The organism is Mesorhizobium sp. LjNodule214 (assembly GCF_964252735.1).
Taxonomy (GTDB): Bacteria; Pseudomonadota; Alphaproteobacteria; order Rhizobiales; family Rhizobiaceae; genus Mesorhizobium.
On record NZ_CAXUPE020000004.1, the window covers coordinates 418,728 to 436,901 of the forward strand.

General features: G+C 57.4%; 18 protein-coding genes and 3 pseudogenes. 14 read left to right on the forward strand and 7 right to left on the reverse strand.

What is annotated here, in order from left to right; genetic code table 11:
• Positions 1 to 583 precede the first annotated feature (583 nt).
• From ACSQ3Z_RS33585 to ACSQ3Z_RS33605, 5 genes and pseudogenes are all read left to right on the forward strand, one after another.
• A pseudogene (locus ACSQ3Z_RS33585) lies at positions 584 to 1,048 on the forward strand (DUF269 domain-containing protein).
• A gap of 25 nt (positions 1,049 to 1,073) precedes the next feature.
• The gene (locus tag ACSQ3Z_RS33590; protein WP_027033222.1) at positions 1,074 to 1,277 is read left to right on the forward strand and encodes a CCE_0567 family metalloprotein; all 204 of its coding nucleotides are present in this window, start codon (positions 1,074 to 1,076) and stop codon (positions 1,275 to 1,277) included.
• A complete protein-coding gene (gene fdxB, locus ACSQ3Z_RS33595) occupies positions 1,274 to 1,591 on the forward strand; it encodes a ferredoxin III, nif-specific (protein WP_202296272.1) in 318 nt (105 codons plus the stop codon). Before ACSQ3Z_RS33590 ends, fdxB begins: the two co-directional genes overlap by 4 nt.
• Before the next feature lie 37 nt (positions 1,592 to 1,628).
• Positions 1,629 to 1,949: an exopolysaccharide production repressor protein gene (locus tag ACSQ3Z_RS33600; RefSeq protein WP_172374730.1), complete on the forward strand. Its 321-nt coding sequence runs from the start codon at positions 1,629 to 1,631 to the stop codon at positions 1,947 to 1,949.
• 1,318 nt (positions 1,950 to 3,267) lie between these two features.
• A complete protein-coding gene (locus tag ACSQ3Z_RS33605) occupies positions 3,268 to 4,281 on the forward strand; it encodes a 1-aminocyclopropane-1-carboxylate deaminase (RefSeq protein ID WP_436175422.1) in 1,014 nt (337 codons plus the stop codon).
• Between the two features lie 287 nt (positions 4,282 to 4,568).
• Here ACSQ3Z_RS33605 and ACSQ3Z_RS33610 read toward each other — a convergent pair whose 3' ends face one another.
• Positions 4,569 to 4,748 carry a hypothetical protein gene (locus ACSQ3Z_RS33610; RefSeq protein WP_436175423.1) on the reverse strand — a complete coding sequence of 60 codons (180 nt, stop codon included), beginning with the start codon at positions 4,746 to 4,748 and terminating at the stop codon, positions 4,569 to 4,571.
• A 507-nt stretch (positions 4,749 to 5,255) separates the two neighbouring features.
• Between ACSQ3Z_RS33610 and ACSQ3Z_RS33615 the strand changes: the two are divergent.
• From ACSQ3Z_RS33615 to ACSQ3Z_RS33625, 3 genes and pseudogenes are all read left to right on the forward strand, one after another.
• Positions 5,256 to 5,448 (forward strand): annotated as a pseudogene (locus ACSQ3Z_RS33615) (hypothetical protein); the annotation flags it as partial.
• 337 nt (positions 5,449 to 5,785) lie between these two features.
• Positions 5,786 to 5,923, forward strand: coding sequence for a hypothetical protein (locus ACSQ3Z_RS33620; protein WP_436175424.1), 138 nt, complete (start codon positions 5,786 to 5,788; stop codon positions 5,921 to 5,923).
• A 175-nt stretch (positions 5,924 to 6,098) separates the two neighbouring features.
• Complete coding sequence (locus ACSQ3Z_RS33625) at positions 6,099 to 6,296, forward strand: XRE family transcriptional regulator (RefSeq protein WP_027056507.1); 198 nt, start codon at positions 6,099 to 6,101, stop codon at positions 6,294 to 6,296.
• Positions 6,297 to 6,600: 304 nt separating this feature from the next.
• Here the strand turns inward: ACSQ3Z_RS33625 and ACSQ3Z_RS33630 are convergent.
• A pseudogene (locus ACSQ3Z_RS33630) lies at positions 6,601 to 7,637 on the reverse strand (LacI family DNA-binding transcriptional regulator).
• 104 nt (positions 7,638 to 7,741) lie between these two features.
• Between ACSQ3Z_RS33630 and ACSQ3Z_RS33635 the strand changes: the two are divergent.
• On the forward strand, positions 7,742 to 8,098 hold the full coding sequence (locus ACSQ3Z_RS33635; protein ID WP_436175425.1) for a hypothetical protein: 357 nt from the start codon (positions 7,742 to 7,744) through the stop codon (positions 8,096 to 8,098).
• A gap of 568 nt (positions 8,099 to 8,666) precedes the next feature.
• Here ACSQ3Z_RS33635 and queC read toward each other — a convergent pair.
• From queC to ACSQ3Z_RS33660, 5 genes are all read right to left on the reverse strand, one after another.
• Positions 8,667 to 9,404: a 7-cyano-7-deazaguanine synthase QueC gene (gene queC, locus ACSQ3Z_RS33640; RefSeq protein WP_436175426.1), complete on the reverse strand. Its 738-nt coding sequence runs from the start codon at positions 9,402 to 9,404 to the stop codon at positions 8,667 to 8,669.
• A gap of 4 nt (positions 9,405 to 9,408) precedes the next feature.
• Entirely contained in the window at positions 9,409 to 9,762 is a 354-nt protein-coding gene (gene queD, locus ACSQ3Z_RS33645; protein WP_019863359.1) for a 6-carboxytetrahydropterin synthase QueD, read from the reverse strand.
• Positions 9,759 to 10,394, reverse strand: a complete 636-nt coding sequence (gene queE, locus ACSQ3Z_RS33650) for a 7-carboxy-7-deazaguanine synthase (RefSeq protein ID WP_436175427.1) — start codon at positions 10,392 to 10,394, stop codon at positions 9,759 to 9,761. Before queE ends, queD begins: the two co-directional genes overlap by 4 nt.
• A gap of 236 nt (positions 10,395 to 10,630) precedes the next feature.
• Positions 10,631 to 11,092 carry an iron-sulfur cluster assembly scaffold protein gene (locus ACSQ3Z_RS33655; protein WP_172234301.1) on the reverse strand — a complete coding sequence of 154 codons (462 nt, stop codon included), beginning with the start codon at positions 11,090 to 11,092 and terminating at the stop codon, positions 10,631 to 10,633.
• 27 nt (positions 11,093 to 11,119) lie between these two features.
• Positions 11,120 to 11,440 carry a HesB/IscA family protein gene (locus ACSQ3Z_RS33660; protein WP_172234299.1) on the reverse strand — a complete coding sequence of 107 codons (321 nt, stop codon included), beginning with the start codon at positions 11,438 to 11,440 and terminating at the stop codon, positions 11,120 to 11,122.
• Between the two features lie 999 nt (positions 11,441 to 12,439).
• On the opposite strand from ACSQ3Z_RS33660, the gene ectB reads away from it, so the two are divergent.
• From ectB to ACSQ3Z_RS33685, 5 genes are all read left to right on the forward strand, one after another.
• Complete coding sequence (gene ectB / locus ACSQ3Z_RS33665; RefSeq protein WP_436175428.1) at positions 12,440 to 13,699, forward strand: diaminobutyrate--2-oxoglutarate transaminase; 1,260 nt, start codon at positions 12,440 to 12,442, stop codon at positions 13,697 to 13,699.
• Positions 13,689 to 14,531 (forward strand): 2OG-Fe(II)-dependent halogenase WelO5 family protein, encoded by an 843-nt coding sequence (locus ACSQ3Z_RS33670; RefSeq protein ID WP_436175429.1) that lies wholly within the window; start codon positions 13,689 to 13,691, stop codon positions 14,529 to 14,531. The genes ectB and ACSQ3Z_RS33670 overlap by 11 nt, the downstream gene beginning before the upstream one ends.
• Positions 14,532 to 14,905: 374 nt before the next feature.
• On the forward strand, positions 14,906 to 15,697 hold the full coding sequence (locus tag ACSQ3Z_RS33675; RefSeq protein ID WP_436175430.1) for an autoinducer binding domain-containing protein: 792 nt from the start codon (positions 14,906 to 14,908) through the stop codon (positions 15,695 to 15,697).
• 741 nt (positions 15,698 to 16,438) lie between these two features.
• The gene (locus ACSQ3Z_RS33680; RefSeq protein WP_436175431.1) at positions 16,439 to 17,374 is read left to right on the forward strand and encodes a 2-oxoglutarate and iron-dependent oxygenase domain-containing protein; all 936 of its coding nucleotides are present in this window, start codon (positions 16,439 to 16,441) and stop codon (positions 17,372 to 17,374) included.
• 19 nt (positions 17,375 to 17,393) lie between these two features.
• Entirely contained in the window at positions 17,394 to 17,924 is a 531-nt protein-coding gene (locus tag ACSQ3Z_RS33685; protein ID WP_436175432.1) for a DUF2267 domain-containing protein, read from the forward strand.
• Positions 17,925 to 18,174: the final 250 nt, after the last annotated feature.

An 18,174-nucleotide genomic window follows, 5' to 3' on the forward strand; every position in this document is an offset into this window, starting at 1 on the left:
GTTTGCTGGTTGAGATCGGCAATACTGAGTGAGGGCTGATCGCATGAGAACACGCAAGACTTTGATGGTCTCCTAACCGGTGTGTTCCGTTCTGAGAGAAGAACCAGCTCGCGCATAAACGTCAGGAAAGGTGTGGGAATGGAGAACAACATGTTGCGTAGAGAGTCCCCGGCTCCTCTGATCAAAGTGGACGACTGGCTGCGTGGCGAACCTCTCACGAACTTTCAGCCCGGCAAGGTGTGGGGATGACAAGTGGAATGGAACCCTGGTCAATCCGCCCATTTTCTGCGGCGCGCCCGCAGTAACTATGTCCATGGAGCACAGGGTCGATCGTTCGCTCCAGGTCAGGGCTCGGACCTTAGACTTCCAACCAAATAGCCGCGGCCGCGATATTCGACGCGAATTTGGCCCGTCGTTGAAGATGTCACAGTCCAGGTCCTGTTCAAGGTCGGCCACAGGGGCCGCATTTACGTGGAATCGGCCTGGCCAGGCTGGACGTCGGCTGCGTAAGCGAGCCCGAAGTCGGCGTAACCGAAAGCAGAAATCCTCCGTTGAGGACGAGACCTGAAATTGAGGAAACGAAATGTCTCACGCAGCGCTTGGCCCTGCCGTCAACAAGGATGGCGAGGCCCTTGCCCGCCCGTTCGTCAAATGCCTCCTGCGGTTGATCCGTGCTCAGGATTTCCACGGCTCATGCCAACGGAAATCGGACACCGGGCTGCTGGCCGATTTCATTATCACCGAGGAACTGCGCCGGAATATCCACTCATTGGCAATCCGGATCCGGACGCGATGTGGAGGCTCGACATGTTTCAAACCTTAGTGGAGCTGGCGATCGAGGAACGCTCAGGCGTGATGTCATAGTCAACAACAGAAATCAAACCGACCGGTGCTTTCGGACGCGTGCTTTTCACCGCCGGGCAGTTCGTCGGTCTGTCGAGGCGTCTACCGGTTCGGCTTCGAGACCCTCCGGAAACTCGCGGATGCCGGCGCCAAACTGGTCGATGCGACTGCAGCTATTGCCTATCCCGACGTGGCGCGGGCGTGAAGAAACCGGTTTTCGAGGAAGGATCATGTCAAACCTGGATGAGATGGCGAAGAAAGTCCGAAAGCTTCAACTGCGCGCGGCAATTGCCAAGACGAACTTGCGCGACCTTGCCGAGGGTCTCCCGGTCAAATGGATTGAGATAGAGGAAGTCGCCGAGAAAACGCATGCCGTTTATGCCGAGTTGGATGGTGCCAGGAGAGAGCTTGCCAAAATGAAGACTTTGCGATGAGGAGCAAATTCATCAGCCGCGACGGCTCCATATGGGTGCCTGAATATCTGATCGCTATCGATGGCAAGATCTGTATCGGCTGCGGCCGCTGCTTCAAAGTCTGCTCGCGCGAGGTCATGCATCTTTACGGCGTCGATGACGCGGGTGAAATCCTCGGCGCCTGCGACGCCGATGACGACGATTTCGACGGTGAGCTCAATCGTATGATCATGGTTGTCGACCATGCCGGCCGCTGCATTGGCTGCGGAGCCTGCGGCCGCGTCTGCCCAAAGAACTGCCAGACCCATCTCGCGGCCGACCAGATCGCAGCATGAGGTGCATGATTTGACGAGACAAAATCAGGAGAACGCCATGCGCTTCATCATCTTTTGTCGGCTCCTCGGGCTAGTCCTGTGCGGCAACGCTGTGACGGTTTACTTCGCCTCGCATTCGTTCCGTCTAGCAGTCGTCACGACGCTGGGCTGTTCGCTACTTCTTCAGCTGGGCTATTTCGCAAGTGTCCTCTTTCTGATTTGGCGATCGAGCTGCGCTGGCAAAGCCGGGCAAGGGGCTGAGCTTTTCGATAGGTCCCAGGAAGTTCGGTACCAGTCGCGCGACGATGAGCATAGGAATGAAACTCAAGATGTGCCCCAGCGCAATCAAACGCTCGGCATATCGCTGCTCCTCCCTTGAGGCGCCGTAACAAGATCAGAGCTCAGAGTCATCCCTTGTTCAAGTTTGATTATTCAGGCCATGGTTCCCTGGTAAGGTCGAAGGCGACGGCATTCTCATCGTTCTACCGCCCAGGGGAATGCAGTTTCGGTTCTCCGGGCGGATTCGCCGATGACGGTCCTGTGTTTCGGCGTGCGATTTTGACACCTGAGGCGGGGAATCGGCGTCCAATTTTGACCCCCCGGTTGGAGAGCGCCCTAGGGGTGGACACTGATCAGGCTGCGGTTTTGCGCGTCTGCCGGATGGGTTGATCCTCGCGATCATCTGCGCGACCCATTCGCCGCGCCGTCTCTCGTGGCCGCTTGCCCTCTTGAATTGAAGGTACAGACATTTCCTCTTTTAAAAGCGACATCCGCCCTGTCCGTCAGCCGGAGAACGTCGGAGCTAAAACCCGGTCACCACCAGTTCGCCAGGTCGAAATGGAGCGAACGACCTTGCGGGGGCGCTCGGGTTCAGGCGTAGGTCGATGCCGAGAGGCACGTTCGGCATTGTCCGATAACCGACAATGTCGGCTATGCAACGTAGAGGAAGCGGACTCTTGGGTGTTTTTTAAATGCTTTTTGGCTTGGCACGGTACATGCTCGTTATTGCGCAAAACGAACGGATTGAGTGGTCCCGCCGCCACGAAAGTCGCTAGCTTACGCCACCTCCCAAGGCGAACCCGGCCCGGCAGGGAACTCCGTCTCTGCCGGGCATGCCTTTGAGACGACTCGCGTTCAGAACAGCAGCAAGTTCACGTCAGCAACACCGACACAGATTACTAATCAGTTGCTGGATACCGCTAGGACCGACACACTCGTCAACTACAATCCGACGACTTACGGCCGCGGCGAGGCCAGCTTTTCGAGGGCATTGGCACCCGTTTCGATCAGGTAGACGAGCACTTCGATCGAGCAGCTGAAACCTCTGTGAGGCGTTGAGCGCCACAAAAATCGCCTCGCGGAATTCGGCTCGGCAACCGTGCAGTTCCTGCCGGTCCAATCGCAAACAAGAGCCACTGCGTTTTTATCGAAGTCTGTTGGTTTGGCGGTCTGGCTGCACTTGCAAAGCTGGCAAAAAACGCAGAAGCCGACCGCGTGTCGTCGTAGGTTTCCTAGGCGATGGTCGCCTCATCGCAGCATGGCGACATGTGGATCGCTTCGTCTCAATCGCAAGGAGAGCGCTGGAAATCCCCAAGGCTCCGATGGGAGGTCGGAGAGCGCGGCCGACCAATCCAGCAGCGCTTACGGAACGAGTTTTGCGTGGCTATTTCAGCTGAATGATCATCGCCGGAGAGAATATGCTGGAAAAATTCGAGCGTTACCCGCTCACCTTTGGACCCACACCCATCGAGAAGCTCGACCGGCTCGGCAAGCATCTGGGCGGCAAGGTGGAGATCTACGCCAAACGCGAGGACTGCAACTCCGGTCTGGCGTTCGGCGGCAACAAGCTGCGCAAGCTCGAATACATCATCCCCGACGCGATCGCGTCGGATGCCGATACCCTCGTCACCATCGGCGGCGTGCAGTCCAACCATACGCGCATGGTCGCCGCCGTTGCCGCCAAGATCGGCATGAAATGTCTCCTGGTTCACGAGAGCTGGGTCCCCCATGAGGATGCCGTCTATGACCGCGTCGGCAACATTCTCTTGAGCCGGATCATGGGAGCGGAGGTGCGTCTGGTCGACGATGGCTTTGACATCGGCATCCGGCACAGTTGGGAAAAAGCGCTCTATGAGGTCAAGGCAAGGGGCGGCAGGCCTTATGCGATACCGGCCGGGGCGTCTGTTCACCCGAATGGAGGCCTCGGCTATGTGGGGTTCGCGGAGGAAGTGCGCGCCCAGGAGGAACAGCTAGGGTTTGGCTTCGACTACATGGTCGTTTGCACGGTCACCGGTTCAACGCATGCCGGCATGCTCGTCGGATTCGCCAAGGACGGTCGGCAGCGCAACGTTATCGGTATCGATGCCTCTGCTACCCCGGCCAAGACCAAGGCGCAGGTGCTAAGCATTGCGCGACATACAGCGACCCTCGTCGAGCTCGGATCGGAACTTGCCGAGGATGACGTGGTGTTGCTCGAGGACTACGCGCACCCGCGGTACGGCATTCCATCCGAGGAAACCAAGGAGGCGATCCGTCTGTGTGCGCGGCTCGAAGGTATGATTACCGATCCCGTGTATGAAGGCAAATCGATGCAAGGGCTGATTGACCTCGTCCAAAAAGGCTTTTTTCCAGAGGGCTCGAGGATACTCTACGCGCATCTCGGCGGCGCACCGGCGCTCAACGGTTATGGCTACACCTTTCGCAACGGCTGATGCTCGACAGATCTCGACGTGCTGTGCCTGCCGTAACAGCGCTGCGCCAAGTTTGTCCGAAGGCCCGTTGGCAAACCTCAGCGGGCAGCTGTTAACTGCCGCCACGAGGTGGGGTCGTGGCGCTGGATGCTTGCCAGTATTCGCCTGTGCTCAATGTGTCCTGGAGCCGCATAAGAAGGCAGCAGACATGGCCGTTTAACGTTTTCTGCCATTCTGCGTGCGGCGATGATCGCCGCAAATTAGATAAATTGGAAACCACTGAAGATGTCGCGCAGGTGCGGAGGTATCTACTTGATCAGGTGTGGAAGCTGTGACCAAGCGTGCTCGAGCTGGTCGTCGTCGGCGAGCACATCGCCGCACACCCCCAGCGCGGCGGTGAACTGGGCCAGCACGGGCGAGGGAAGAGGCGTCCCCGCGAGCGTGACAGCGGGGCAGGTCGGTATCCGGCTTAACGAGGCCTTGCTCATACCTTTAGCGAGCGTCGACGAGACCGTCGTCCCTTCGGCAATTTTGACCGAAACGGAGCGCGTTCAGCCGCCGCGTTGCCTTCGGGCGGGTTCGTCCACCTGGCGCTCTTTTAGCACCACGTGCGCAGGGGGCTAGGGCGTCGCCGAGCCGCTTTAAACGAAGGGGCGCGCGCGAGGAGGCGACGATGAGGTCGAGTTGTCCCCCGATCGCCTCTACATAGCTCTAGGCGTCGACAGATACATATCGGCCTGCTTCTCGATCTTCGAGACCGAGGGCTGCTTGATCTTGAGGGTCAAGGCAATCTCTGCCTGGGCCTTGCCCAGCCGCACGGCGCAGCTCGCCGAAGCTCTCGACCTCCCTCCTTAGCTCTTGGAAACGTGCGTCGACACGCTCCCGACGCTCCTCAGGGAGGGCTGCGATCACGTCATCAAGCCTGCGTTCCATCATTTCCTCTCCTTCTTGTTCGCCGCCGCCCGGCGGTGAGATGCCCTTGATGGCATTTGTCCAATGGCGTGTTGATTGGTGGCCCGGAACGGGAAGTCGCATCTGGCCATTGCCATCGCCCGGGCGCTCATCCGCGACAGCGGGCGCGGCCGCTACTTCGACGGAACAACGACCGCACTGCTCGATCATCTCACACATCGTTGCGAGATCATCGAAATCGGACATGAATCCTGGCGCTTCAAGAACCACGCCTGATCACCACATCGCCCAAGACGATCCGCGCTCGCCGGGCTTCGCAATCCCGGACCAGCTCCGCCCGGCGAGCGCTAAGCGCGATGCGCTGCAGCCAACTTTACCGGGATATTCGCTGCGGCCAAGCAAGACAGACACCTTCTCAAAAAAAGCAAAACTGGGCTCATTATCGATGTAGCACCGCCATTGCTCTACTGGGTGGATTGCAGAGCGTGATTGACTTGCGCCGAGCTGGAACGGTCCGTGCAGGCCAAAATGCGTTCATAGGAAAATATGATCACTTGGCAAAAACGGCTGTTTGACCCGAATCTTTTCTTTTCAGTGGCTGAGCGGAGTCAGATTGGTCGATGTCTGCAGCGTGATGGGTGTTGCAATCAACGATGCCCAAAATGGCGAGCAGCATCTGGCGGTCAATGCCCTCAAGGGATTTGGCGGCCGAATCCTTGCGGTGGTCGACGACTTAGACAGTGATACTTAGCGCCCGTCCGTGCCGTCGCTTCGCTGGTGTGATCTGCATCTTTGGTTCCAGTAGAAGGGCAGGGACACGCCCAAGTGCGAAGTCGATCTCGTTACAGCGATTGAAGGTGGCTGAGACGCACGATCGCGAAAACTATGGGAAGGAGCAAAGTCATGACTGAAGAATCACCGGCGAAATGACCAGCGGCAACGTGTTTGCGGATTTGGGCTTTGACAATTCCGAAGAGGAATTGCGGAAAGCCAAGCTCGCCCGTGAGATCCGCGCCGTCATTAACCGTCGGCGCCTCACTCAAGCCAAATCAGCTCCATTGCTTGCCATGAAACAGCTCGACATATCCGCCGTAGTCATGGGCGAACAGGCAAGTTCTCTATAGATCGCCCGGTGCGCTGCCTCGATCGAGGCGCTTATAAGGTGGACGTTGTGGTGCGCCACAAGCCGCGCAAATCGGCGCCGACGACCGATGCAGCCTAATCATTGGCGCAAGCTTGGGGGCCAGCTCTCGACAAGGTCGGCTTCCTCGGAGATTTCCATCTCCTCGTCCTCTCCTGGCCTATTTCGGTTGCTGCGAGGATCATGAGGGCCGAGCTGCCCTTTGCGCCCCAGTTTTACTCCACGAAGCGGTTCGCTTCGCAGCCGCACGGATGACCGTATCCGGACGACGATGCCTCTTCCGATTCTTAAGTCCAAATGCTCTCTGGCGTGAGGATCTCGAACGGAACAAGCCGCTGTTCGATTAGCCGTGTGTCCGTGCGTTCATCATTCGCAGCATCACGTCGATGAGTTCTTCATGCATCCTGTCGATGGGATGGCACAAGGAAGCAGTAATCAAGCCTTCGCTCAATCCCTTGCGTGTCTCGGGCCCGATGTCGCGGCAGACGACCCGGATTTTACAATGCTCCACAGCGAGCTCGCGCATGGCACGCAGAACGCCGGAAATGCCGCCGCCATTGACGAAGATGCCGCGGAGCTCCGGCTCCTCCGCTATCAGCCTGCGAACGATTGCATAGGCGTTCTTCGGCGCCTCATGGGTCAGGAGGGTTCGCTGACGTGGAACTCGGGCGCGTGCTCGCGCATGTAGGAGCGGAAGCTCGCATCCGAGATGTCATGGAACTGATAACGGTTGCTGCCGATGAGAGGAAAGACCCTGCCGGGCCGACCGGACGTCTGGCTGATAAACCATGCGGCTGTGCGCCCGGCCTTCCAGTTGTCGGTTCCCACAAAGCCGGCCCGGCTGGCGGCGGACAGGTGAGTGACGTAGGCGATCACCGGAACGCCTTTGACGCGCAACTCGTCAATCGCCTGGCCGACGAGCGGGTGATCGGCCGAGATCACCGCGATTGCATTGGCGCTTCCGCCTATCTTGAGCAGATTGGCAGCAACCGCTTCGGGGGAAGGGTCGTCCTCGAACAGCACGTCTGGCTCAATAACCGCATCTGTGCGTCGCGCGCAGGCACTGAGAAGCGCCTCGGCCCAGATCTGACAGAGCGGGCCGGTCCGATTGCTGCATGAGAAAGCTCAAGCGCCGATGCGGGAGATTGTCCCGCCTGCGTTCGTGCAGCGGCCCCGAACTGCGGAAGCCGATCTGCTGCGCTGCGCTCAAGATGAGGTCGGCCGTCTGCGGTCGCAGTGTGCCAGTTCCGTGCAAGAGCCTATTGACCGTGGAAACACTTACGCCCGCGGCTATCGCCAGATCGGCGATCGTTGGCCTGTTCATCAGCCGCCTCCCATTTCGTGAATGACGTCTACCAAGTGCAAACGCCATGTAGTCAGCGACGAAAGCGGAGTAGGCCCGGATCCTTCAAGGAGAGGCCTGACATATTGCACAAAGCTTCGCGCCGCCTGACGCCAATCGGCAAGATTGTTCGCCCGCGGCCGCCATTTTTCCCGATGGCACCACGCGCGCTGCGGCTGTGCGATCCGAAGCCGCGCGGCGCGCTGCAACGCGAAGGCGCCAATCTGGCTGACGTCAACGGACAGTGCTTTCTGGACCTCGACAACACTTTCGCCATTCTGATGCATAGGGATGGCTTGCCCCGGCGCCTGATGCGGTCGCGCGCATCCTTCATGACGGCAGCGGCCTTTTCAATTCGACGGTACATGAGATCGACTTTGCTGAATTACCTGCTCGATTGTCTCCGGCGATTGTGCAGATCATTTCGTCAACTTCGACACTGAGGCTGTGACGATCGCCATCAAGACGGCACGCGCATTCACTGGACGCAGGAGCATTGCGAGATCGAAGGCGCTTATCAGGATTCCTATGATTGGGCCGAGGTAGGCCAGGGGAGGGATATCCGCAACATCGCGTCGCCGCAGGCGCCTGCGCCCGTGCCGGCTTCCGCAGGCGCCGGCATCGATTGCCGATGAGGTCGTCATTCGTCGCTTCAATGATGCCAATGGTGCGGCCATGCTGGTTATGGACCTGCATGGACGATCCTCCAGGATAAGGGCAGGCTCGGGCATCAACCGCCTCTCGTCGAAACCACACCTCCCCTTTTTCTTGGCGGTACGCTCCACGATCAATCCGACCGGGACCAAGGATAACAACCGCAGCCTGCTCGCCATGGTGCTGAACTCCCCTACCAAACAGCACCACGCGAACGGCAAAGATCATCAAGGTCGATGGTATGGAACAGCCCTTCGAAACGGCATCGAAGGCGCCCACCCTGGTCGTGCTGAACACCACAAAGAGAAGGAAACGATCTATGGAACAGATTGCCACCGTCGGCCTGGATCTGGGCGCTCACGTCATTTCATGGGCGGCCACCGGTGCCTCTTTGCGGGATCGGAATTGCTCCCATCCTGCTGCGCGAAGATTACACTCGACGCAGGTCCCGCAACCGAAACCCCAGCTATGTCTATGCTCTCGGTCTCCGCTATAGCAAGTGTGGCTTCCCTCGCAGATGAGCTTCACCAGCGCCTCGCCGCCCAGCCAATCCGCCAGCGCCCAGGTCTGCGCCTTGTCGCGCCGCATGAGGGGTGTGTGAATGACGAAACGCGTCTCCATTCCAAGGTTCAGGGCAAGTTGCATCGCTTTAACTGCGTCATCTCGACAATCCGGGTAGCTGAAACGATCCGTCTCGGACACGCCGATCACGAGGTGTTTCGCGTCCATCCGGTAAGCTATCGCGGCCGCAAAGCCGAGGAACAGAAGGTTCCGGCCAGGCACGAAGGTATTTGTTAGACCGTTCGCGTTCAGTGCGACCTCGACGTCGCGCGTGAGCGCGGTATGACTGATTTGGCCGAGCACGGTCATGTCGATCATGTGGTCCTCGCCTAGTCGCCCACGCCAGGCCGGAAAGTCTGTTCGAATGCGCCCGAGCAGGTAGGGCCGCACATCGAGCTCGATCCGGTGCCGCTGCCCATAGTCGAAGCCGATTGTCTCGACGCGCTCGAAGTTCTCCAGCGCCCAAGCCAGGCAGGTTGTCGAATCCTGGCCGCCGGAGAAAAGGACGAGTGCGGTTCCCGGATCTGGTTGCATCGGGTCAACCCTCGTATTCAGCCCAGCACAGCGGTGTCTCATAGACTGTTACCGAGCACATTTGGCCAAGAAGCGGCTTGGTTTGGTCCCAGATCCAGACCGCAATGTTTTCCGCCGTCGGATTTTCGAGACCCTCAATCTGATTCAGACACTGATGGTCGATACGTTGCAGAAGCGGTCCGAACACAGCCTCGACATCGAAGAAATCGATGACAAAGCCCGTGTCTGGATCGACGGGCCCTTCCAGACGCAGTTCGACACGGTATGAGTGGCCATGCATGCGGTGACAGCGGTGGGTTTCTGGCACCCGCGGAAGACAGTGCGCTGCCTCGAAGGTGAAAGCTTGCGTAATTTTCATGGGATCCCGAGAAACTTGTGGGTTTGAAGGCTCAAGCGCCAACGTGGGTTGGCAAGACAATAGGCCACTGCGGCGGCCGTATTCGCCTCGCGCTCGGGCCCATCCATCGGCTGAAGCAAAAGATGCTCGAACGCGAGAACTTCGAAATGTTCGGGCTCCGCGCCAATCTGAGGATATACAAGCTTTAGCTCGTCCCCTGCCATGACCACGAGGCGTGCATTGCATTTCGGACTGACGCAAAGCCAGTCGATGCCGGCGAGTGTGGGGATGGTACCGTTGGTCTCCACGGCAATTTCAAACGCCAAGGAATGCAGCGCTTCCAGGAGTTCTTCATCGATCTGGAGGAGGGGTTCCCCTCCGGTGAGCACGACAAGACGCTGCCCAGTTCCCGACCCGCGCCAGGCTTGTTCGACCGCCAACGCAAGCTGCCGTGCGGTGTCGAAATGTCCGCCACCGGGGCCATCTACCCCAACGAAATCGGTGTCGCAGAATCCGCAGAATGCTTTTGCCCGGTCGTCTTCACGTCCCGACCAAAGGTTACAGCCGGCGAAACGACAAAATACGGCGGCCCGCCCGGCTTTTCGTCCTTCACCTTGAAGGGTGTAGAAAATTTCCTTGACCGCATATGACATTGCTTAAGCGGCCTTCGACTGAGCAAAGGAACATCTCTGCAGGCTTACGAGACGCGGCAAAGGGTGAGGAATGCCATGCGGCACGTTTTGCAGCTCGTTCCACAGTCGAGGGTCGTTGCCGAAAACCCACTCTCCCGAACTCCGGGCAGAATTAGGTTTCAGCGAGCGGAGGCTTTGGGGAAGGGCCTCTCGCTCTTTGAAGCCAGTCACCACGAGAAACGCTTCGATCACGTCGCTCATGGCGATGGTGCCTTGACGAGGACGAGGCGTGAGAATCCTGGGGTCTCCTCGAAAGCCTTCCTTATAGCACGGAAGAACTCGCTCATCAGACGCAAGCCGCGCTCCAGGATGAGGCGGTCGAGCGATGAGTAGGTCGTGTGCGGCGGCAGGGCGCGGAGAAAATCCGCCATGTCCTGATCGGTGATCTGAAGGGCTTCATCGATGGTCCTGCCGACAATGAATTCGGTAAACGCCGAGGAAGTGGCTATGGCCGAGCCGCGGCCGAAGGTCTGGCACGTTGCGGCGGTGATCGTCTGCGTCGTACGGTCGAAACCCATCGTCAATTTAAGCCCATCGCCGCAGGCGACGGCGCCGACCTCGCCGGCCGCATCGGGGGTTTCCAAAGCGCCGACATTGTGCGGGTTGATGAAATAGAGCTTGTCGCTGAAGAGGTAAAAGTTGTCGGTGTCGTCCCGCATGGGCGCCGATCCTTGTCGTGATGGCCGCTAGCCGAAGGACTTGCCGCAGGCACATTTGTCCCGCGCATTGGGATTGTCGAAGACAAAGCCCGAGGACTCCAGGTCCGTGACGAAGTCAACGGTGACGCCGGCGAGATGGGGCTGGGAGTTTGCGTCGACGAACACCTTGAACCCGTCCGTCTCCATGATGGCATCGCCCTCGCGCGAGACGCTTTCCAGACCCATCAGGTATTTGAGGCCGGCGCAGCCGCCCGCCTCGACCATGATGCGAAAGCCTTCCGCCGGTTCGTCGGCGCGGGAAAGCGCGGTCTTGACGGCAGCGACGGCGTTTTCAGTGAGTGTGATCATGAGGTTATTTTCTTGCTGATGCATTCGCAAGTCGCGCTGCACAGAGCGTGCCAGAGAGGAAGATTGGATTAAAACACCGGGTTAGCGGATTTGACGCCCTGTCTCACATCCAACAATTGTCGGATGTCGGACAGAGTGAAACCTTGCGTACAAAAAGCGGCATCGGACACATCGCCAGTGTCGTCGCCTGAGCCAGCGTTTTCGATCACAAGAACGTTGACCAGCGTAAGGGTGGGAACTCTTAAAGTCGTGCTGCGCTCCAAAGGCCGCGCCATCGTGACTACGCAGTGCGGTGGCGAACACCGAGTGGTCGATAGCCGCATCGGTCGCGCCTTGTCGATGGCGCCCTCGATTCTGCGTCGGCTCGTGGGTGCCGAATCCCACTCGCGTGCTCGGTCCATGGACTGTAGTGCGGCCGCCATCTCGCGAGGTCCGACTGAGGCATTCAATATGCCCTGAAGCCAGAAGGTGGGCCAACACGCCGCCCAGGGAACAGCGCAATCACCGCCACGGCGGCCACGGCCGCGATTAGAGGCCGCGGACAGTTCCAGTTCTATCGCAAATCGCGGTCTGGCTCGTCCGCGTTCCAAAACGAAACTCGAGCGAGCACCGGTCTCGCCGTCACATCGAGGAAGAGAAATCGCTATCTGTCACAGCTACTCGTCGGCAAGGATCCCGTCACGGCCGACATAGGGAAATACCCAAACATCGTGGTTGCAGTCATGCTTGGAAAAACCGGTGGTCAGTGGGCCCCGCCAACAACGCCGCCGATAGCGTTGCCGCAAGGCGGGTACTGACTGTCACGCTATCGCTATCCAATGCGCTGCAACAGATTCGTCAAACAAGTTTACAGACTCTTTGCGAACGCAAGTCGCTGACCATGATACGTTCGCTTTAAGGCAGAGATTGGCCGCAGCTAATCGTCGAAATCAATGGTTTGGAAGCGTGAACATAGAACCTGCAGCGTTGATCGCAAGCCGCATACAGAGGGGCCCTTTAATGGATATCGACATTTTTGAAGCTTACGAGTCTAACGTTCGTCGCTATGGACGATCCTTTCCAACAGTCTTTACAAAGTCTCTTGGGGCGACAATCTGGGACGAGTCCGGAAAACCTTATATTGATTTCATTGTAGGGTCCGGCGCGCTCAACTACGGCCATAACAACCCGGGTATCATTGCGCCGGCAATTCAATATCTCGCCGATCAAAATATCGTCTTGTCGCTTGATATGTATACAACTGCAAAGCGTGATTTCATCGAAGTGTTCGTGAATTCGATCCTGAAGCCCCGGGGCCTCTCTTACAAGATACAGTTTCCTGGGCCGACCGGGACAAACGCTAACGAAGCGGCGTTGGCGCTGGCGCGAAAGTATACCGGCCGCTCGAGTGTCATGGCCTTCACAAATTCGTACCATGGCATGTCGCTCGGCTCCTTGGCGGTGTCGGGTTCAGCGTCAACCAGAAAGCTTGGCGGCGTTGCTCGCCACGATGTGATCCGTGTCCCTTACGAGAACTATCCGAACCAAACTTTCGATTCCGCGAGTTACATTGATCACGTGTTGGGCGACCCAGGCAGCGGGATAGAAAAGCCGGCCGCAGTCATCCTGGAGCCCATCCAGGCAGAAGGCGGCATGAACACCGCATCTGCACCATGGCTTGCAGAAATTCAGCGCATTTGCCGTAAGCACGACGTTGTTTTCATCGTCGATGACATTCAGGCAGGTTCGGGGCGAACCGGCGATTTCTTCTCGTTCGAGTTCGCGAAAATCGAGCCCGACATCGTGTGTCTTTCAAAATCACTAAGCGGTTCAGGCAATCCGTTGTCCATAGTTCTGATTCGCCCTGACATGGACATATGGAATCCGGGAGAACATAGCGGGACCTTTAGAGGGAATAATCTCGCGTTTGTGACTTCCGCGGCCATGTGCAAAATGTGGTCCGATAGGCAGTTTACTAACGCCGTCGAGGGGACGGCCGTAAAACTGCAAGAACACCTTGATCGCCTCGTTGCGAAATTCCCTAAGTGCATCGAACAAAAGCGCGGCCGTGGTCTGATGGCCGGCCTCAAGTGCCGGTCACAGGCCGTTGTCGGCCGTGTGCACGATGTCGCGTTCGAAAACGGCCTGCTGATCGAATCCTCCGGGCCAAATCGCGACGTCATCAAAGTCCTTCCCCCGATAACAATCTCAGATGACGAACTTGATCACGGCATTGCCATCCTCGATCAGGCACTACAGGAGAAAACAAATGGCGACTAACCAAGCACGTCAAACGCCGGCCATCTCGCCTCTTACGATCGAGGAACGAACCGGCTCGATCAGCACTGCGGAGATCATCTCGGTCCTAAAAGGCGAGATCACGGCTCTGCATATCAGCCAAGCTTTCAGCACCGAAATAGCCGAGGAGATCACCGCGAAGTTTTTTGGCAGTCCCGGTCTCAGGGAGCGCAAAGATGGCGTCCCCGGACAATATGTGGGCGCATCCCACTACAGGAAGGATGCGGCCACCTATTTCGCGGAGGCAGAAACTGCGCGGCCGCACGTTGACGCTCTTTTTGGCTATTTAGTTGACCCGGTCCGAGCCTTATTCGACGCGTTGAAGCGCGAGCTTCACAACCAAGGCATTGAATTGCGGCTGGCGCGCTCAGAACACGGTCAGGCGAACGTTTGTCGGGCTCTCAGTTGGACCGGAAGCGGCACATTTTCCTTGGACCCCCACGACGATGTCGCTCAGGTGTTACATGCTGGGAACGATTACGAGCTTTCTGCGGTGGCGCACAACACCGTGGCAGCACTCAACTTTTATCCCAGCATGCCTGAGGAAGGTGGAAACTTGAGGCTTTGGAGTCACAAGCCGACAGTCGCAGATCGAAAGTCGCAGGGTGTGGAGACCACGGGATATCCCTACTCCGCAGCTTATCTCGAGGCAGTGCCTAGTCGCGAAATCCAGCTCAAGGCCGGGGATATCGCGCTACTTGACGGCGGTTTCGTTCATGGGGTTACCGGTCAATCAAGCAACGGAAAGCGTCGCGTGCTGCTGAATTGCTTTTTCGGATTTGCGCGGCCAGATCTTGTTCTCTGGTGGACCTGACGCCGCTGGCCGACCATCGGCCGACATATGCTTTGCAAATGGATGCCCCTTGATAACAGACATGAGGGGCTTCCAACGAGCGGTGAAGCCCTGGGGCGTTTCAAGATCTGCCGAGGTTCGTTTCAGCGTGAAAAGAAAGCGTCTGAAGACGCCGAACGATCGTGACCCAGAGGCCGGTCCTTATGTTGCAGTTGCATGACAGCGGCGAAGCTAGAGCTTTAACAATGTCGGCTGCTGAGGACGGTGGCTTCGTCGCCGCACGGCCAGAAGCCTTAGTGTTCCGGTAAATACCCATCGCAATTGGCGACGGAGCAGAAATTATGGAACCCCCGCGGATAACTGCTATCTCTCAAATTCGAGGGCTCCCAACCAGAATGTCCGACCAGTTGTCTTCGGCGCCCAAGATCCTTTGCCATGACGCTACAAGCGAGACGTTTGCCCTTGAGTTCGGCAAATTTCTCGACCACACCAATAGGGTTGGAAAGTCCGATCGCTTGTTCTGCCTACTATCTACTTTCGCTCTGAATTTTGATTGTCCTTGGCTGGCCTATGGGAAGCTTACGTCAGACAAAAGAGCCATGAAGCCGGTCCGAGGCGATGCTGAGGTCATGCTGAAGTACCCTGATGCGTGGCAAGAGCGCTATTTCGAAATGAGCTACGAAACAGTGGACCCCATCATCCGGACTAGTCGAACGCGAGCAAGTGCCTTTCAATGGAGTGAGGTGTACGACGACGCAAGCACAACTGATGACGAGCGGCGCTTCTTCGACGAGGCGGCCACATTTGGGATGAAGTCAGGCGTCAGCGTTCCATTGCACGACCCCGACGGCAGCTTGGCGATCATGAACTTTGCTCAGGCCGGGGAGGGTGAATTCGGGAATAGAACAGTCACGTACTTACAGCTTGCGGCGTTACATTTCCATCTGAGAATCGCGAAGTCTGTTAACTCAAGCGTCGGCGAAAAGATGCCTCTCCTTTCTCCGAGAGAAAAAGAATGCATCCTATGGACGGCGAAAGGGAAATCCTCCTGGGAGATAGCGAGGATATTAAGTATATCGATGAATACTGTCAATTTCCACATAAAGAACGTAATGCGGAAGACAGAGACGTGTAGTCGAACAACCGCTGCCATAAAGGTTATAGGAGCAGGAATAATTACGTTGTAATGCACCCAAAGACGAAGATAGAGCTGATCGGCATGTGTGGGTAGATGGATGTTACGTCTGATCGGAATTGAAATGGGCTATTCAGAGAGATTTTGCCGCCAGCCCCGCCGGCGTTGTTCTTGCTGGCTTAACGAGGAACTCGTTCGTGGTCCAAAGCCTGCGGTTGCTCCATTCTCAGCAAATGAACCCTCGACGTCAGGTTCGCTCGACGCGGACATCGACGTTCGAGCCGATCTTCCGCGTATCGCTGAATGAGTCTCCTGCGAACAGTGGCAATTACATGAAACAAAAGATTAATCTGAAAAATAGAATAGGCAATGGTGTGATAACAAATATTAACACATTCTGCGTTGACGATAGGAATGGAGGCTAATAGTGTTGTGCATAGCATGGTTATATCAACAACTGAGGCGTATATATAAGGCAGCTCTGCTGAGACTCGCGCGCAATAGTGGCAAGACAGCTCGAAAGATCGGATGGCTTCGTGCTTCGTGGCTTTGAACGATGTCGACTTTGATGGTTGGCGACGAAATATTATTGCCCGATTGTGTCATATGCCTTGCGTGTCGTATGCCTGAGTTGACCCCGCGAGAGCCGGTTGGGCGGCTACAACAATTGGCCACGAGGTGCTGCCATCCAGGATGCTGGCGTCTCTGTCCCTGCGCACACCAAACGAAAGCGGGCGGTCGCGAACAAGGAAAGCTACTGAATTCTGGCCTCACAAGTGAACAGCATCAAGGGATGACGATGATGACCACGTTACCACAAATTTCACTCGCGAAACTTGGAGCCGACGCAACCCGACGTGAGGAGCAACAGCGCTTGCAGGCGGCCTGCGAAGAGTGCGGCTTTTTCTACCTTATCGAGCATGGCATTCCGAAGAAACAGATCACACAAGCCATCGAGTCGACCCGGAAGTTCTTTGCTTTGCCCCAGTCGATCAAGGAAAGCTATGATCACGCCGCTCAAGGCATATACCCAACTATCGCCCGTGGCTACAGTCGGTTGAACGGCGAAATATTACATCCCGAGGCCGGCCCCGATGCGAAGGAAGTGTTCGACCTCGGCATTGATAGCGAAGGCGACCGGCCGTTTGCCGGGATCACGCGCCTTCCGGATGACGCATTGGCTCCTGGTTTCGCGCGAAGCCTCCTTGCTTTGCAGGCGACCGTGCTCAGCAGAGTTGTCCCGCAACTCGGAACGGCGCTTGCCGAACTGATTGGTATGGATCAGGGCTGGTTCAGAAGCCATTTCAGCCCGCCAACGCTTGAGCAACGCGTGATCCGGTATCCAGCGCGCAGCGGCACCTGCGCCAAACACACCGATGGTGGTTTCTTCACACTGTTGCTTCAAGAGGAGCTCCCCACCCGATCATTGCAGGTGTGGTTGGGCGGACGCTGGTTGCCAGTCCCGAGCCTGCCCGACAGTCTCGTGGTCAATTTGGGTGACATGCTTCAAGTTTTGAGTGACGACCGCTTCAAAAGTACGCCGCATCAGGTCGCGCACAGTGGTCTGAGTGACCGAATTTCGCTTCCTTTCTTTATCTATCCGGACATCGACGCCCACCTGACTTCGCAGCAAGGACGAAAAAAATTCAGTGTGGCTGAAATGATGCTGCGCAACTACGAGTCAGTCGAAGCCGGGAATGGCGCGGGACGGGCCCGAGAATTGAAGTAGGTGTCTCGGTTTCCTCAAGGTGCGCAAACTATGGGGACTTCACCTCGGCTGGTGCGCAGCAAGCTACCAAACTAAGTCGTTCCGCGCCTGGAATAATCTGATCCTGAATGTCGAGAGCACGGAAACACTCATGTACGCTAGTTGCGATCCAAGCAATTCTTTGCAGGCAACTCAGGATTGGGTCAGCGATCTGGCGTGGAGACTTCATTGGCATGATCGAGAGCGGGTTTTCCGAGCCCTGATTGCGACGTTGCAGGCCCTGCGCGACTGCCTGGATCACGACGAGGCCGTGTACATGGGCGCGCAGCTGCCTGCCCTACTGCGGGGCTTTTACTACGAGGGTTGGCACCCCGGCCGCTGCGCCAAGGCAAAAAACCGGAATTCATTTCTCGACCGGATTCATGACGGCGTCCACCGCGACCCGGCGGTGAATCCGGAAGAGGTTGCCCGTTCGGTCCTAGGCCAATTGGCAAATCGTGTATCTCCAGCGGAAATCGAAGAGGCCAAGGCCGCCAGTCCAACAGTGCTGCATGACCTTTGGCCACCCTGAGACAGACGCCTGCCCCAAGAGTGTATACATGCAGCCGCCGCTGGCGGCATCTCGATGAAAGACAATGGCATAGGTAAGTGATTGCATAAATTGGCCAAGGTCTCGACATGTAACGGGCCACGTTGTCACTCGTGACGCCGCCTCCGTTTAGCCGAGGTCATGCTATTCGTGCGATCCAAGCCTCAGGACCCCATCTACGTGCGGTGGTGCGCCTTGGTGAGATTCCAGAGAGAGCTGGAATGGCTGCTGA